12 protein-coding genes and 1 riboswitch are annotated in these 14,642 nt (G+C 50.9%); of the genes, 7 read left to right on the top strand and 5 right to left on the bottom strand.

Going from position 1 to position 14,642, the window contains the following annotated elements:
- Positions 1–135: 135 nt before the first annotated feature.
- On the top strand, positions 136–1,452 hold the full coding sequence (xylA, locus tag QD47_RS01670; protein ID WP_044644489.1) for a xylose isomerase: 1,317 nt from the start codon (positions 136–138) through the stop codon (positions 1,450–1,452).
- Positions 1,453–1,509: 57 nt separating this feature from the next.
- A complete protein-coding gene (gene xylB, locus QD47_RS01665; protein WP_044644488.1) occupies positions 1,510–3,033 on the top strand; it encodes a xylulokinase in 1,524 nt (507 codons plus the stop codon).
- Between the two features lie 86 nt (positions 3,034–3,119).
- On the opposite strand, the gene QD47_RS30435 is transcribed toward xylB, so the two are convergent.
- The 3 genes from QD47_RS30435 to QD47_RS01655 are packed head-to-tail and all read right to left on the bottom strand — an operon-like array spanning position 3,120 to position 5,578.
- A complete protein-coding gene (locus QD47_RS30435; protein ID WP_082067089.1) occupies positions 3,120–3,296 on the bottom strand; it encodes a FeoB-associated Cys-rich membrane protein in 177 nt (58 codons plus the stop codon).
- 36 nt (positions 3,297–3,332) lie between these two features.
- Positions 3,333–5,342: a ferrous iron transport protein B gene (gene feoB, locus QD47_RS01660; protein ID WP_044644487.1), complete on the bottom strand. Its 2,010-nt coding sequence runs from the start codon at positions 5,340–5,342 to the stop codon at positions 3,333–3,335.
- Positions 5,333–5,578: a FeoA family protein gene (locus tag QD47_RS01655; RefSeq protein WP_044644606.1), complete on the bottom strand. Its 246-nt coding sequence runs from the start codon at positions 5,576–5,578 to the stop codon at positions 5,333–5,335. Before QD47_RS01655 ends, feoB begins: the two co-directional genes overlap by 10 nt.
- A 281-nt stretch (positions 5,579–5,859) precedes the next feature.
- Here QD47_RS01655 and QD47_RS01650 point away from each other — a divergent pair, with 281 nt between their 5' ends.
- Together QD47_RS01650 and QD47_RS01645 are read left to right on the top strand one after the other, a co-directional pair.
- Positions 5,860–6,987: a transglutaminase domain-containing protein gene (locus QD47_RS01650; RefSeq protein WP_044644486.1), complete on the top strand. Its 1,128-nt coding sequence runs from the start codon at positions 5,860–5,862 to the stop codon at positions 6,985–6,987.
- Between the two features lie 52 nt (positions 6,988–7,039).
- Positions 7,040–8,380, top strand: a complete 1,341-nt coding sequence (locus QD47_RS01645) for an MFS transporter (protein WP_044644485.1) — start codon at positions 7,040–7,042, stop codon at positions 8,378–8,380.
- 121 nt (positions 8,381–8,501) lie between these two features.
- On the opposite strand, the gene QD47_RS01640 is transcribed toward QD47_RS01645, so the two are convergent.
- Positions 8,502–9,968: an amino acid permease gene (locus QD47_RS01640; RefSeq protein WP_044644484.1), complete on the bottom strand. Its 1,467-nt coding sequence runs from the start codon at positions 9,966–9,968 to the stop codon at positions 8,502–8,504.
- A gap of 134 nt (positions 9,969–10,102) precedes the next feature.
- Positions 10,103–10,304, bottom strand: a riboswitch (Lysine riboswitch).
- Positions 10,305–10,426: 122 nt separating this feature from the next.
- Positions 10,427–11,560, bottom strand: a complete 1,134-nt coding sequence (locus tag QD47_RS01635) for a virulence factor (protein WP_044644483.1) — start codon at positions 11,558–11,560, stop codon at positions 10,427–10,429.
- A 463-nt stretch (positions 11,561–12,023) separates the two neighbouring features.
- Between QD47_RS01635 and QD47_RS01630 the strand changes: the two genes are divergently transcribed.
- From QD47_RS01630 to cydS, 3 genes are read left to right on the top strand one after another with little or no spacing between them, the layout of a single operon-like run.
- Positions 12,024–13,370, top strand: coding sequence for a cytochrome ubiquinol oxidase subunit I (locus QD47_RS01630; protein ID WP_044644482.1), 1,347 nt, complete (start codon positions 12,024–12,026; stop codon positions 13,368–13,370).
- Positions 13,367–14,398: a cytochrome d ubiquinol oxidase subunit II gene (locus QD47_RS01625; protein WP_044644481.1), complete on the top strand. Its 1,032-nt coding sequence runs from the start codon at positions 13,367–13,369 to the stop codon at positions 14,396–14,398. Before QD47_RS01630 ends, QD47_RS01625 begins: the two co-directional genes overlap by 4 nt.
- A 6-nt stretch (positions 14,399–14,404) precedes the next feature.
- Positions 14,405–14,515 carry a cytochrome bd oxidase small subunit CydS gene (gene cydS, locus QD47_RS34005; protein ID WP_404520786.1) on the top strand — a complete coding sequence of 37 codons (111 nt, stop codon included), beginning with the start codon at positions 14,405–14,407 and terminating at the stop codon, positions 14,513–14,515.
- Positions 14,516–14,642 lie beyond the last annotated feature (127 nt).

Here is a 14,642-nt window from a genome sequence, read left to right as displayed (position 1 = left end):
AATTCCCAATAGTATATCATAAAAACAAACTTAGTTTAAGCAATAGACAAAGTCTTTTGGCTGTGCTAGAATCTTTTTTGTAAACGTTTACTATAAAGATTGCTATAACGGTTACCACAAAGGAGGAACTTATTAATGGCTTATTTCGAGCAGGTATCCAAAATTAATTTTGAGGGCAAGCAGTCCAATAATCCTTTTGCGTTCAAATTTTATAATCATCAGGAAATCGTGGCTGGGAAAACGATGGAGGAGCATTTGCGTTTTAGTATGGCTTATTGGCATACACTTGTTGCAGGTGGATCTGATCCATTTGGGGTAGAGACAGCGGAGCGCCCGTGGTCCAAGTTTACCGGGCTGGATTTGGCGAAGGCCCGTGTGGAAGCTGCTTTTGAGCTGCTGGATAAGCTGAACCTGCCTTATTTTGCTTTCCATGATGTGGATATTGCTCCAGAAGGCGCGTCGCTCAAGGAATTTTACAGCAACTTGGATACCATCGTGGATTTGATCGAAGAGCATATGAAGGCAACGGGTAAAAAGCTGCTGTGGAACACGGCGAATATGTTCAGCCATCCACGTTATTTGCATGGAGCTGCGACGACTTGCAATGCAGATGTATACGCACACGCAGCTGCCCAGATAAAGAAAGGCCTGGAAGTGGGCAAACGTCTGGGTGCGGACAACTATGTGTTCTGGGGAGGTCGTGAAGGCTACGATACGCTGCTGAATACAGATTTGAAGCTGGAGCAGGACAATTTGGGACGGATGTTCCATCTGGCAGTAGACTATGCGCGGGAGATCGGCTTTGATGCCCAGTTCCTGATCGAGCCGAAGCCGAAGGAGCCAACCAAGCACCAGTATGATTTTGATGCGGCAACGACGATTGCTTTCCTGCAAAAATATGATCTGGATCAGCATTTCAAGCTCAATCTGGAGGCTAACCATGCGACTTTGGCGGGTCATACCTTTGATCATGAAGTGCGTGTAGCACGGATTAACGGTATGCTTGGATCACTGGATGCAAATCAGGGAGATTTGCTGCTGGGCTGGGATACGGACGAATTCCCGGTTGATCTGTATGATGCAACCCTGACCATGTATGAAGTGCTGCAAAATGAAGGCTTGGGCCGCGGCGGTATCAACTTTGATGCCAAGGTGCGTAGAGCATCATTTGAGCCAGAGGATCTGTTCCTCGCACATATCGCGGGTATGGATACGTATGCGAAAGGCCTGAAAGTAGCTGCCAAACTGATCGAGGATCGCGTATTCGAGGACTTTATTGAGAAGCGCTATAGCAGCTTTAAAGAAGGTATTGGAGCAGACATCGTATCCGGTAAAGCAACGCTTGCTTCGCTGGCAGAATATGCACTGGAGAACGAAGCACCACGCAAAAACGTATCCGGTCGTCAGGAGTATCTGAAAGCCACATTAAATCAATACATTTTGGCGGATTAATGCCAGAACCTATACATGAGACAGCGTCTACAAGGTAACAGGAAAGGAGGAACTTCGATGCAGGAAAAGCAGAAACAGGAGCAAGAGCGCTACGTCATCGGCGTGGACTTGGGTACCAGCGCGGTCAAAACGGTACTGGTCAACCGCAAGGGACAGGTGGCTTTTGAAACCTCCCAGTCTTATCCACTCCATCAACCGAAGGCAGGGTATAGCGAGCAGCATCCCGAGGATTGGGTCAGCGGCACGTTAACAGCACTGAAGCAGCTCGTGGAAAAGGCCGGAATCGGCGGGGCAGATGCTGTGGACGGCATTAGCTTTTCGGGACAGATGCACGGGCTTGTGCTGACAGACAAGGAAGGGCAAGTGCTTCGTCCAGCCATCCTGTGGAACGATACACGTACAACGGCGCAGTGCCGCCGCATTGAACAACAGCTCGGGCCGGAGCTGCTAAGTATCGCGCGTAACCGGGCGCTGGAAGGCTTCACGCTGCCCAAGCTGCTGTGGGTGCAGGAGCATGAGCCGGACGTGCTGGCTGGTGCAGCCCATTTTATGCTGCCGAAGGATTATGTGCGGTATCGCCTGACGGGAGAACTGGCAACGGAGTATTCGGATGCGGCGGGCACGCTGCTGCTGGATGTGGCCAAAAAGCAGTGGAGCCAAGAGATTGCTGCTGCTTTCGAACTGCCGTTGACTCTGTTCCCACCGTTGGTGGAATCGTTCGATCAGACAGGCACGCTGCTGCCGGAGATTGCGGAGCAGACCGGACTTTCGCCTGCAACGAAGGTGTATGCAGGTGGCGCGGACAACGCATGTGGTGCGATTGGCGCAGGCATTTTGAGCGAAGGCCGCACCTTGTGCAGCATTGGCACATCGGGTGTTGTACTTTCCTATGAGGAACGCAAGGACATTGATGTGCAGGGGCGGGCGCATTTTTTTAATCATAGTGAGCAGGATGCTTATTATATTATGGGCGTTACACTCGCGGCCGGGTACAGCCTGACGTGGTTTAAAGATACCTTTGCACCGGAGCATTCTTTTGATGCGCTGTTGGAAGGTGTGGACTCGATTGAGCCGGGTAGCCGCGGACTGCTGTTTACGCCTTATATTGTCGGCGAACGTACCCCTCATCCTGATGCAACCATTCGAGGCAGCTTTATCGGGATGGATGCGGGACATAAGCTTGCACATTTTACACGGGCGGTGCTGGAGGGAATTACATTCTCGCTTAAGGAATCCATTGATATTCTCAGAGGAACGGGCAAACCGGTGAATGAGATCATTTCCATCGGCGGCGGTGCACGTAATGAAGCGTGGCTGCAAATGCAGGCAGACATTTTTAACGCGGATATCATCAAGCTGGAAAGTGAGCAAGGGCCTGCATTGGGGGCGGCGATGCTGGCCGCTTACGGAAGCGGCTGGTTTGAATCGTTGCAAGCGTGCGCGGAATTTTTTCTCCGTGAAGCAGCCAGATACTCGCCAGACCCGGAACGTGTGGTTCGATATGAAGGCCTGTATGAGCTGTATCGTGAAGTTTACCTGCACACGCGGGAGCTAAATGAACGGTTGGCGGAATACCGCTAATATTGTGAGTTTGAGAGTAAAGGAAAAGCGTCTTCGGGTCAGGATAAACCCGCAGACGCTTTTTTCATGGGGATGCTAAGTTTGGATTAGATATTTCTGTTGATGTTCGCTTGGTCTTCCTTCACAGCACTCGTGGCACAGCCCGGACATGATTTGCTCGATGAGCATCCGGCACAAGCACCTTGACGGCTTTTTCGCAAAAAGCGTACGAACACCCACGCGCTATAACCGAGAATCACCAGTAAAATGATGATATTGATCATGGAATCCACTTCCTTCTATTTTCATAAGGCTCTAACTTAACCCCAACCTAATAACCTGCCACACTGATAGATCACAACGGCAATAATATACGCAACGGTCAAAGGATAGATCACGGAAAATCCGGTCCAGCGCCACGAAAGGGTTTCTTTACGAATGACCGCTACCGTGGCCAGACATGGCACATACAACAGAATGAACACCATGAAGCTAAAAGAGGCTAACGGCGTAAAGGCATGCCTTACTTGCATTTCTAGTCCCTGCATGTCCGGAACGTGGTAAATGATATTCATCGTCGATACCACAACCTCCTTGGCCATAAAGCCTGTGAGCAGGGATGCGCCTGCTTGCCAGGTACCGAAGCCCAGAGGGGCCAGTATGGGGGCGAACCATCCTCCAACAGTGGCAAGCAGGCTATCATTCATGTCTGCACCGAACCCTTGTGGGCCGAAATTGGACAAGAGCCAGATGCCAACGGAGCCTGCAAGAATGATCGTTCCGGCTTTACGTACGAAGCCCTTGACCTTTTCCCACGTGCTACGAAACAGTGTAAGAGCTTGCGGCACACGATAAGGGGGAAGCTCCACGATGAAGAGGGAAGGCTCACCCGATAAAATGGATACTTTGGAAAAGATTTTGGCAAGTATAAGCGATACGGTGATTCCTAACACATACATCAGCATGATGATGCTTGCCGCATGTGTTGGAAAAAATACACCCGCAAACAATGCATATACCGGCAGGCGGGCCGAACATGACATAAAGGGCACCAGCAACGTTGTAATGAGGCGTTCTCTGGGCTGTTCAATGGTGCGTGCCGCCATAATCGCAGGAACATTGCAGCCAAATCCGATAATGAAGGGAATGAAGCTTTTCCCGTTCAAACCGACAGCTTGCATGAGACGGTCCATTAATATCGTAACCCGTGCCATATACCCGGAGTCTTCAATCAGCGAAATAATCAGGAACAAAATAGCGATTTGAGGCAGAAAAACGAGCACGCCCCCAACTCCTGCCACGATACCGTCCACGATAAGACTCTGCGTAAAAGCGGACGCGTTCAAGTAAACGAGCAATTCAGTAATCCAACTGCTTAGTGTCCCTGAAAAAAATCCGTCCAGCATATCTGAAAGAACAGTACCCGCCCAATCGAAGGTGAACTTGAAGGTAGCGTACATCAGCAACAAAAAGATGGGAATCCCCAAATACCGATGTGTTAGCAGTGCGTCCAGCCTGTCTGTCAGACTGTGCGGCTTGAGTTTGGACGTGTCGAGCGCCTTTGTACACAGATCAGCGATCCACGCTGTACGTACAGAACGGATATGCTGAGCGGGAGTAGCCGAATAGCCTTCACGGAGAAGTTCTTTCTCGCAACGCTGGATGCGTTCAGTTACTTTTTCACGCTGTACCTTATTCGTCATCCATTCCATAACGACAGGATTGTTTTCCAGACACTGTAGAGCTGCCCACCGAGGGCTTGGCACAAGTGTATTCGTCAGCAAACTGCAAATATCTGTAATAGCAGCCTCGACGGCAGGGCCGTAATCCAACTGGAAGGAATTTGGCGCACGTCGTACCTCTCGAAGTGATGCGAGCATTTGCTTACTGCCGCTGCCCGTGCGTGCCACCATGGGAATGATGGGAACGTTCAATTGATCAGCCAACAATTCCTTGTTTACCCGAAGACCGGTGGCATCGGCTACGTCGGTCATGTTTAACCCAAGTACAAGTGGACGGCCATATTCCAGTAGTTGTACAGTCAGGTACAGATTGCGCTGGAGCTGGGAGGCATCCACGATGTTAATCAGGGCCGCAGGCGGTTCTTCCAGCAAATAACGGGTGGCGATGCCTTCATCCAGTGAAAGTGGAAGCAATGAATAAGCGCCTGGCAAATCCACCAAAACGGCAGACTTGTCGCGCAGCAGGCCTGTTTTCTTTTCCACCGTCACCCCGGACCAGTTCCCTACCTCTGCATACGTACGAGTCAGCTTGTTGAATAATGAGGTTTTCCCCGTGTTGGGATTACCGAATAGAGCAATCATGTCCATGAAGGAACAACCTCCAGTTGTTTTACCTGATTTTGACGGAGGCCGACCAGTTGACCGTTGCATTCAATGACAATAGGGCCGCCCAACAGACTGATTTTTTTTAACCGTATAATGGAACCTTCGTCAATCCCCATGTCCGTTAAGCGTCGGCGCAATGAGGGGTGAAGAGAGGCAAGGGATTGCAGCCGCACGGGTTGACCCGGTGGAGTACGAAGGAGCGAGATACATTCTGGCATGGTGCTCAGCCTTTCTAATGTAGAATGAGAATCAATATCAATGATTTCCGATGCCAGTACCATATCATAAGGAGTGCCAAGCTGCTGTGATAAAACTCTCTGTGAACGGTATGGCCTGTCTGTTGCCTATTCAGTCGGGGAGATAAGCGTAGTGTCAAAACCTGTCTTTATCCAGATTCTTGCCCGCCTGTAACCGACAAAAGTAGAGCGCTTGGGTTAGTTGTTTTTATGGTAAGATAGAGCTGTTTACAATTATGCTAAGAAGGGCAGGAACGCTCTGTATGAACAGAAAAATCGGGGTTAGGCTTATAAAATGCCTGGCGGCAGGTGCAGTGCTGGCTGTGTTGCTGCCACATGCTGTGGAGTGGGGGAACAATGTATATGCTGCGTCGGTCAAGCCGGCTCCATCCGTTTCGTCACAGCAGCTTCAAAATAAGCTCTTACAGGCAATGGCTACGCGGAGTGAAACGCTGACCTTTACATATCAAGGGCGGGTGAACGGTCTCAAGCAGCAGCTACAGACAGCCATCAAACAGGCGATGGAGAGTGATCCGTATGTGAATTATACGATCAAAAGCTACGCATTCAGCTATACAGGCACAACCACGTCCGCCGAGGTTACGATCCGTCTGAGTTACCGGGAGACGAAGGAACAAACCGCATATGTGGATAGCACGGTTAAAGCTGTGCTGGGGGACATCATTACGAAGGGAATGACAGATCATGAGAAGGTGAAGGCCATTCATGACTGGATTGTGGTTCGTTTGAAGTATGATGAAACGCAGCAAAAATACACGGCATACGATGGCCTGAAAACCGGAAGTACAGTGTGTCAGGGCTATTCATTACTGGCCTACAAAATGCTGGAACGTGCCGGGATTTCCAACCGGATTGTGGAGGGAAGAGCAGGAGGCCAGTTGCATGCATGGAATCTTGTTTTGCTGGATGGACATTGGTACCACATGGATACGACATGGGATGATCCGACCCCGGATCGTGGCAACGAGGTAAGCACTTCGTATTATCTGCTGACTGATGCCGAAATGCGCCGGGATCACTCCTGGGTTAAACAGTATCCTCAGGCGAACATCTCGTATCGGCAGACCTTGTCGGGATTGGTCGCTGCGGGCGGACCCAAGGCTGCTGTGTATCAAAAGCTGTACAATACTCTGGAATATACGCTGCAAGACGGCAAGGGTCTGGTTAAATCATCCTCCGAAATCAAGGAGCAGGTTCGCAAAGAGATTAATAAGGGAGGGGCCACGCTTACCTTCGGCTATCAGGGAACAGAGCGAAGTCTCAAAGAAGATTTACAGTCGTTGTATCAGCTCGGGTTAAAATCTATTTCCTATCAGATCACGGATTTAGGCAGCACCGGAAATCTCCGTGTAACCCTGAAATGGACCTGATCATTTTGCTGCAATAGAAAAAGCTACATTCATAAGGGAGTATTTTATTCATATGCATAAGCGTTCCTTTACTTATCTGCTCGGCACGCAGACGATGTCGAATGCGGCCGATATTCTTTATATCATGGCGCTGGTTTCTCTGGTGTTTCATGAAACGGATTCGATCTTTTCCTCGGTTCTCGTTCCGTTGTTGCGAATGGGCGCACAGATGATTAGCGGCTTTTTAGCACCGCTGATATTGGCCCGGTTCCAGCTTCCATTTATTCTGTTCGTTTCCCAATTTGGCCAACTGGCTTTCTTCGCTCTCCTGCTGGGGCATTTGTGGTCAGCGGGCACAAACCCGGTATGGGTGCTTGTGTTTACACTGGTAGCAGCGATGTCCTTTCTGGACGGTTGGACCACACCTGCACGTAATGCGCTGATTCCGCGCCTTGCGTCCGGGGAAGGGCTGATGCGGGCGAACAGCCTCGTATCGGTCAGCGATCAGACCGTGCAATTGGCTGGATGGGGGCTTAGCGGTGTACTGGTAGCCATGATGGGCTCGGAAAAAACACTGCTGGTGGCTTGTGGGCTATATTTGGTGGCCCTGATCTTTACCAGCTTGATCCGTGATCCGCTAGAGGGCAAAGCCCATTATTTACTGCAACCCGGAACTCGGGTGCAAAGCGGAGACGTACTGGCTTCAACCTCCCCCGCACAGTTGGAAGATACACTGTATGGCCCGGAGCCGGAGAGCCCGGCGTTACCTCCCAAGCGCAAAAAGGAAATATTGCGTGAAGGCTGGAGTCTTATCGGAGCCAGCCGAAGGCTCAAGGCTCTTATTTTTATGGATATGATCGACCTGCTGGGTGGTTCGGTTTGGGTAGGAGCATTCACGCTTGCCTTCGCTCAGCAGGTGCTGCACAAAAGCGAGGCATGGTGGGGATACATTAATGCGGCGTATTTTGCAGGCGCGATTGGCGGTGGGATCATTGTTCTCGCTTGTGTCAAGTATTTGCAGCGCAGACTGCTGCCCGCGATGCTGGTGGGGATGGCTTGCTATGGACTGTTAACGGCTTGGTATGCGCTTAACACATTACCGCCGCTTACACTTCTTATCGTGCTGTTGATGGGATTGCCTGCGGAAATGTCCGTCGTATCCCGCCGCACGATGATGCAAATGAGCGTATCTGTACACGATTTACCCAAGGTGCTGTCCGCACAGGCTACGCTGACGAGCATGACGTTTTGCATCTCGCTATTGCTGATGGGCTGGATTGCAGACCATCTGGGCATCGTTAATTTGTATTTGTTTTCTGCACTGCTGACGCTGATTGCTGTGATTTATGGCATCTTTAGCCGTCGTGCCTTGTCTATGTCTTTGACAGCTCCAGTAGCTTCTTCTTCCGGATAACAGAAAAAGCCCGTCTCCACATATCAGGGAGAAGATGCGGATGAACCTGATCCGATCCATAGGACCGTTCATCCGCATTTCTACCTGTATATGCCCGGAGACGGGCTTTTTTTATTATTGTTTATTTACCAGAAGACGCATCCGGGTCCAAATCACACTCGTTTAGTGGAACGATTTTGGTACGCTTGATCCATTTGTAGCCGAGCCACAGAAGAAGGAACAGCGGCACACTCATGTACGTAGCGATCATCGTTTTCCAGTCAATCGCTTGCCCTGTAAAGGCATCGGCACCTTGCCCGATAATCACGATGATACATAGTGCGAAGGCAAATAAGGGACCAAACGGGAACCAGCGGGCTTTGTAGGGAAGCTCACTCAAACTGCGACCCTGTGCTGTAAAGGCACGGCGGAAACGATAATGGCTGACCGCAATACCGACCCATGTAATAAATCCGCACATCCCGGAAGCATTTAGCAGCCAGTTGTACACCACACCGTCCCCATACAGGGAGGCGAGGAAGGCCAGCATACCGACAGCGGTCGTGATCAGCAGTGCATTCATGGGAATGCCGCGCCGATTGATATGTCCGAGGAAACGGGGGGCTTTGCCTTCCCGTGCCAAAGCGTACAGTACACGTGTTGCCGCGTACATCCCGGAATTACCTGCCGACAATACGGAAGTTAAAATAACGGCGTTCATAACGGAGGCGGCAATGGCAAGCCCCGCTTTTTCAAATACCAGTGTGAACGGGCTGACCCCGATGTCACTGATATCTCCCCGCAGCAAATTCGGATTGGTGTACGGAATAATCAATCCAATGACGAGAATCGCCAGAATATAAAAGAACAGGATGCGCCAAAAGATTTGACGGATGGCGCGCGGCACATTTTCACGCGGATTTTCACTCTCTCCGGCGGCTACCCCGATCAGCTCCGTTCCCTGAAAGGAAAAGCCTGCGGCCATGAACACGCCCAATACGGCGAAAAATCCGCCGTGGAACGGGGCATCGCCCACAGTGAAGTTAGCGAAGCCAATCGCTGGACCTCCCATAATGCCGAAGATCATCAGCACACCAACGGCGAGAAAGATAACCACGGTCACAATTTTAATCATCGCGAACCAGTATTCGGATTCACCGTAGCCTTTGACCGTCAGCGCGTTCAGCGCGAAGATCACGGCCAGAAATAACAAACTCCACCAGGCGGAGTGACTTTCGGGAAACCAGTATTTGATCAGCACGGTCGCTGCTGCCAATTCGGCGGCAATCGTCACGGCCCAGTTGTACCAGAAGTTCCAGCCCATGGCGAAACCAAAAGCCGGATCGACGAAGCGGCCTGCGTAGGTATTAAAAGAGCCAGATTCAGGCATAAACGTAGCCAGCTCACCGAGGCTGGTCATCAGGAAGTAAACCATGAGGCCGACCGCTGCATAAGCCAACAGGGCGCCTCCGGGACCGGCTTCTGCAACCGCGCCTCCACTGGCGAGGAACAGGCCCGTTCCGATGGAACCCCCGAGGGCGATCATCGTCATATGTCGGGCTTTGAGACTTTTCCGCAAGGTTGCGGCAGGTGTTGCTTCGTGTTGCACGTTCAAACACTCCTTCATGAAATAGTATTTCATGTCAGGGCAAGAGCCTGAAGGAGGGGGAGTACAAATGTCAAAAGACCGCAGGGAATACGCCTGCGGTCTTGTCTATGCATTCCGCACCATACCTTCTTCTATAACAAGATAGCTCAACACACGTGTCTGTGTCAGGACATCGCGTGACAGTTCTGCTCCTTTCGGTCAGCAGCCCCAGCATTCGGAGTATTACAAAGAGTCGACTCCGCATACTTCGGCGGGTGCACCTTTCCACAGGAATCACAGACGGCTCTTGGCGTCTCCTCCGGTGTACTGATTACATCCGCGACCTCTACCTCATCATAAAACAGGTTTGATGAGGTGTATGACATGATATGTTATTGTATAGCAAACTAAAGTATAGCGTACCTGTACATCTTCTGACAATCGACATTTTTTTGAAGGTCCAGTCGTAAAATCATAAATCAAGAGTTACGCTTGGCCATCTGCTGCCAAACCGTACCTGCGGCTTGCTCACCTGACTCAATGCGCTCCAGCGCCATTTTGGCCTGTAGACTGACCTCGAATTCGGGGTCATCAACAGCCTTCTCCAGCGCGTCACGCGCGTCCTCGGTGCCGACCTCGTACAAAAAGCGGGCAGCCCGCCAGCGAACCAGCTTGCTGTTATCTGACAAGGCTCCGATCATAGCTCCGGTAGCCGCCGGATCGCCGATATCCGACAGCGTATCGCCCGCCGTACGGCGTACGGCCGCTGAAGGATCACGCAGCGCCTCGAACAGCAGCTCCATCGCCTCCGGTGTGCGCAGATCGCCCAGATAGACGACCCCCAGCCGCCGTAGCTGCATTTTGTCGTCATGCAACGCTTGCCGGATGAGCGGCAAGTGCTCGGGCGTCGGCTCCAGCCGATCCAGCGCGGCGTAGCGGGTACGCCAATCCTCGTGCTGTAGGGCCTGCTCCAGCTCTGCATCGCTCCATTCGCGACGTTCTTCCACGAATTCGCTGTTGTCCGCGCCGTGGGCAATCGCCTGCTGGATAATCTGCTCCAGCCGCTCCTGCGGGAAGGCCGCCTCCAGCTCCTGCTCCACCTCGCGTGCGATATCCGGCAGCTCTCCGTAGCGAACGCCGTAATCGCTCAGCTTGCGCTCCTTGATCAGCGTCGCGCTGGCTACCCGGGTTACGGCCTGCACGAAACGGTCGGACAAGGAAATCCGTTCCTCCAGCTGGCCCGCTTTGACCCGGATTTGCATCGGAATGCCCCGGAAAAATTGCACAAATACCTGTGCCTCACCAAACGCTTCCCCGGAGGTTTCCTCCGGCAAGTCCCAATTGGCGTCTGCGCCTTCCTCGCCTAGCTGGTCGCGAACCTGGCCCAGAATGGTAGACCAATCTGCGTTCCCTTTGCGGTCAAGGGCTACAAAATCCGTCGTATGAAACACGCTTTTGACTCCTTCAATGCCCAGCATACGCCGGATAAATGGGGGAGCGGAGCGTTCATTATCCCGTGTATATGTTCTGCGAATGCCCGCTTCCAGACGTTCATCCAGATGCAGCATCATGGTGTTCGGACTGGGAGTTGGCTCGATAGATGTTATTTTCATAGCTCGGTACAGCCTCCTATTCAAAAGTTCTCCATATATAGCTTATCTGTATTGTACCTCATTCTACGAATGTCTCCAAAGAGGGAGTTCGTCATTTTGATGAAAATACAATGATAAATATCACACTAATGAGGCTAAAAAGTAGCTGCCCAGACGATTTGAATGCACATGGCAATATCCAAAATGGAATCCTGCTAAATTTATAACGGCAGCATGGTTAAAAATAACAAAATTTAGCTAGACTAAGATGTGTTCTCCCCATGCTCCAAACGACGAGTAAAGGAGGCGTTCCTATGTTCCGCAAGCAGGAAAGGACGCTCATTATTGTGTGTATTGTGATAGCGGCTATTATGCTGTACGCAGTCATTAAAAGCATAGCCCGCCTGACTCCCTAGATCGTAATCCAAAGGAATATATGCAGGTGCTTTCTATTTAAAATGTGAAATGAAGGAGTGAGTACCATTTGTCTTCACTGGACCCCGTATTGCTAAGCCGGATGTTGACCGGAATTACCCTGTTTGTTCATATTGTATTTGCATCCATTGGCGTTGGCGTACCTTTGATGATTGCGCTCGCGGAATGGCGCGGGCTGCGAACTGGTGATCCGCACTATACGCTGCTGGCCCGACGGTGGGCGCGGGGGTTTGTCATCACCGTTGCCGTAGGTGTCGTCACAGGTACTTCCATTGGACTGCAACTCAGCTTGCTTTGGCCTACCTTTATGCGGGTGGCTGGACAAGCGATTGCGCTGCCCCTGTTTTTGGAGACGTTTGCTTTTTTCATTGAAGCCATTTTTCTGGGTATCTACTTGTACACCTGGGATCGGTTTAAAAGCAAATATTTTCACCTGATGCTGCTCATTCCGGTAGCGATTGCCTCATCTGCATCAGCGGTTTTTATTACAACTGTGAACTCGTTCATGAACCAGCCTCAAGGCTTTACACTTAAAAATGGAGTCATGACAGATATTCATCCCATCCAGGCCATGCTGAATCCGGCCACGCCGACCAAAGTTTCTCATGTGCTGGCTTCCTCGTATACGTTGAGCGCGGGGGTGCTGATGGGACTGGCTGCTTACAGTATGCTGCGGGGACGTAATCACCCTTATTTCAAAAAGGCGCTGAAGCTGACTGCCACCTGTACCATTGTGTTTGCTATCAGCACCGTGATGATCGGAGACGCTTCCGGTAAATTCCTAGCCAAATATCAGCCGGAAAAGCTGGCTGCTGCCGAATGGCATTTTGATACGATGACGCACGCGCCCTTCGTATATGGCGGATACATGGATAAGAACGGTGAAATCAAGTATGCGCTGAAAGTGCCTTATGCACTTAGTGTGTTGGCCGGGAACCTGCCCAGTACGGAGGTCAAGGGCTTAAATGATTATCCCGTAGACCAGCGTCCGCCGCTGTCTATCCATTATATGTTTGACCTCAAAATCACCACAGGGGTGCTGATTCTCGTTATTCCGCTGTTATATCTGATCCGCAAGCGTTTGCCCGGTCGCAAACCGTATCCCAGATGGCTGCTGCTGGCGCTCATTCTGGTAGGGCCGATGGCGATGGTAGCTATTGAGCTCGGATGGATGTTTGCGGAGGTCGGCAGACAGCCGTGGATTTTGCGCGGCTACATGAAGGTGTCAGAAGCAGCGACCACCTCCACCAGTGTGGGATGGATGCTCGTTCTGTTTATCATTTTGTATCTTGTGTTGTGCTTCTCGGCCATTAAGGTCCTCAGCAAGCTGTTTCGTAATAAAGATGCAGTGGAAGAGCTGAAGCAACTGGGGCTGGAAGGGGCTGAAGGAAAGTGAGCTATGAAATTGTCGGTATCGCCATTTTGTGGACCTTCCTGTTCGGTTATTTGATTGTGGCATCTATTGATTTTGGCGCAGGCTTTTTCAGCTTTTACAGTGTGCTGACAGGTCACCAGAATAAAATCCACAATATTATTCAACGGTATTTATCACCGGTGTGGGAGGTAACGAACGTATTTCTCATTTTTTTCGTGGTGGGACTGAATGGTTTCTTCCCGGATGCGGCTTATTACTATGGCACCGCGCTGCTCGTTCCCGGCAGTATTGCAATTGTGCTTCTCGCGATCCGCGGGGTGTACTATGCGTACAACACGTATGGACATTCCGGTACAAATAATATCGTCTACATGGCATTGTACGGTGCGACGGGGCTGCTCATTCCGGCGGCGCTGTCGACGGTTCTCGCCATTTCGGAAGGCGGCATTATTGTGGAGAACGGCACAGGTGTTCATCTGCGATGGGGGGAGTTATTAAGCAACTCCTATACGTGGGCGGTTATTTTCCTGGCGCTGGTGAGTGTGCTGTATATCTCGGCGATGTTTTTGTCGTACTATGCCAAAAGGGCAGGGGACAAGGTCGCTTTTGAAATCGTGCGCGGGTACGCGCTACTCTGGAGCGGTCCTACGATTGTGGCGAGTCTGCTCGCATTTTTTCAGATTAACAAACAAAATCCAGACCACTTTGCCAATATGCTGAACATGGCCTGGATGTTTGTCGCCTCCTTCGTATGCTTTGTCGGAGCTGTTTATCTGGTATGGCGGCGGCGTCATCTCGGAACCTCCTTTATTCTGGTCATGATGCAATTTGCATTTGCCTGGTATGGCTATGGCCGCTCGCATCTGCCGTATGTTTTGTATCCCTACATTAATGTGCATCACAGCTTTACGAACTCCGCCATGGCGTATGCATTGATTACGGCGTTTAGTGCGGGGCTGCTGGTGCTGATTCCGTCACTGATCCTGATTTTGAGACTGTTCCTGTTCGATGCGGATTATGTGCGAGGACAAGCGGGGAAGAAAGGGTGAGTACAAATGGCTGCTTTCGAGCATTTTACGATCATGTATGAGTCGCCTATTATTATTGTGGTGGCGATTGTGTTTCTGTTTATGTACTCGGCACGCTTTAAAAATCCACAGGACTGACAGCAACATCTGAGATGGCCCTTCCTGATTGATGGGGGAGGGTCCATTTTTGCATGTAAAAGGCGGATTGAATTATACTTTACATACACCAGCATGTTGCATCATTTGATGTTCACACTCGCGTGTA

This window comes from Paenibacillus terrae (assembly GCF_000943545.1).
Classification (GTDB): Bacteria; Bacillota; Bacilli; order Paenibacillales; family Paenibacillaceae; genus Paenibacillus; species Paenibacillus terrae_A.
This window is presented reverse-complemented; position numbering and strand designations above follow the sequence as displayed.

Excerpts from the sequence above, each read along its gene's own strand:
- xylA (WP_044644489.1), top strand. The coding sequence starts at position 136 with ATGGCTTATTTCGAGCAGGTATCCAAAATTAATTTTGAGGGCAAGCAG.
- xylB (WP_044644488.1), top strand. The coding sequence starts at position 1,510 with ATGCAGGAAAAGCAGAAACAGGAGCAAGAGCGCTACGTCATCGGCGTG.
- QD47_RS30435 (WP_082067089.1), bottom strand. The coding sequence starts at position 3,296 with ATGATCAATATCATCATTTTACTGGTGATTCTCGGTTATAGCGCGTGG.
- feoB (WP_044644487.1), bottom strand. The coding sequence starts at position 5,342 with ATGGACATGATTGCTCTATTCGGTAATCCCAACACGGGGAAAACCTCA.
- QD47_RS01655 (WP_044644606.1), bottom strand. The coding sequence starts at position 5,578 with ATGCCAGAATGTATCTCGCTCCTTCGTACTCCACCGGGTCAACCCGTG.
- QD47_RS01650 (WP_044644486.1), top strand. The coding sequence starts at position 5,860 with ATGAACAGAAAAATCGGGGTTAGGCTTATAAAATGCCTGGCGGCAGGT.
- QD47_RS01645 (WP_044644485.1), top strand. The coding sequence starts at position 7,040 with ATGCATAAGCGTTCCTTTACTTATCTGCTCGGCACGCAGACGATGTCG.
- QD47_RS01635 (WP_044644483.1), bottom strand. The coding sequence starts at position 11,560 with ATGAAAATAACATCTATCGAGCCAACTCCCAGTCCGAACACCATGATG.
- cydS (WP_404520786.1), top strand. The coding sequence starts at position 14,405 with ATGGCTGCTTTCGAGCATTTTACGATCATGTATGAGTCGCCTATTATT.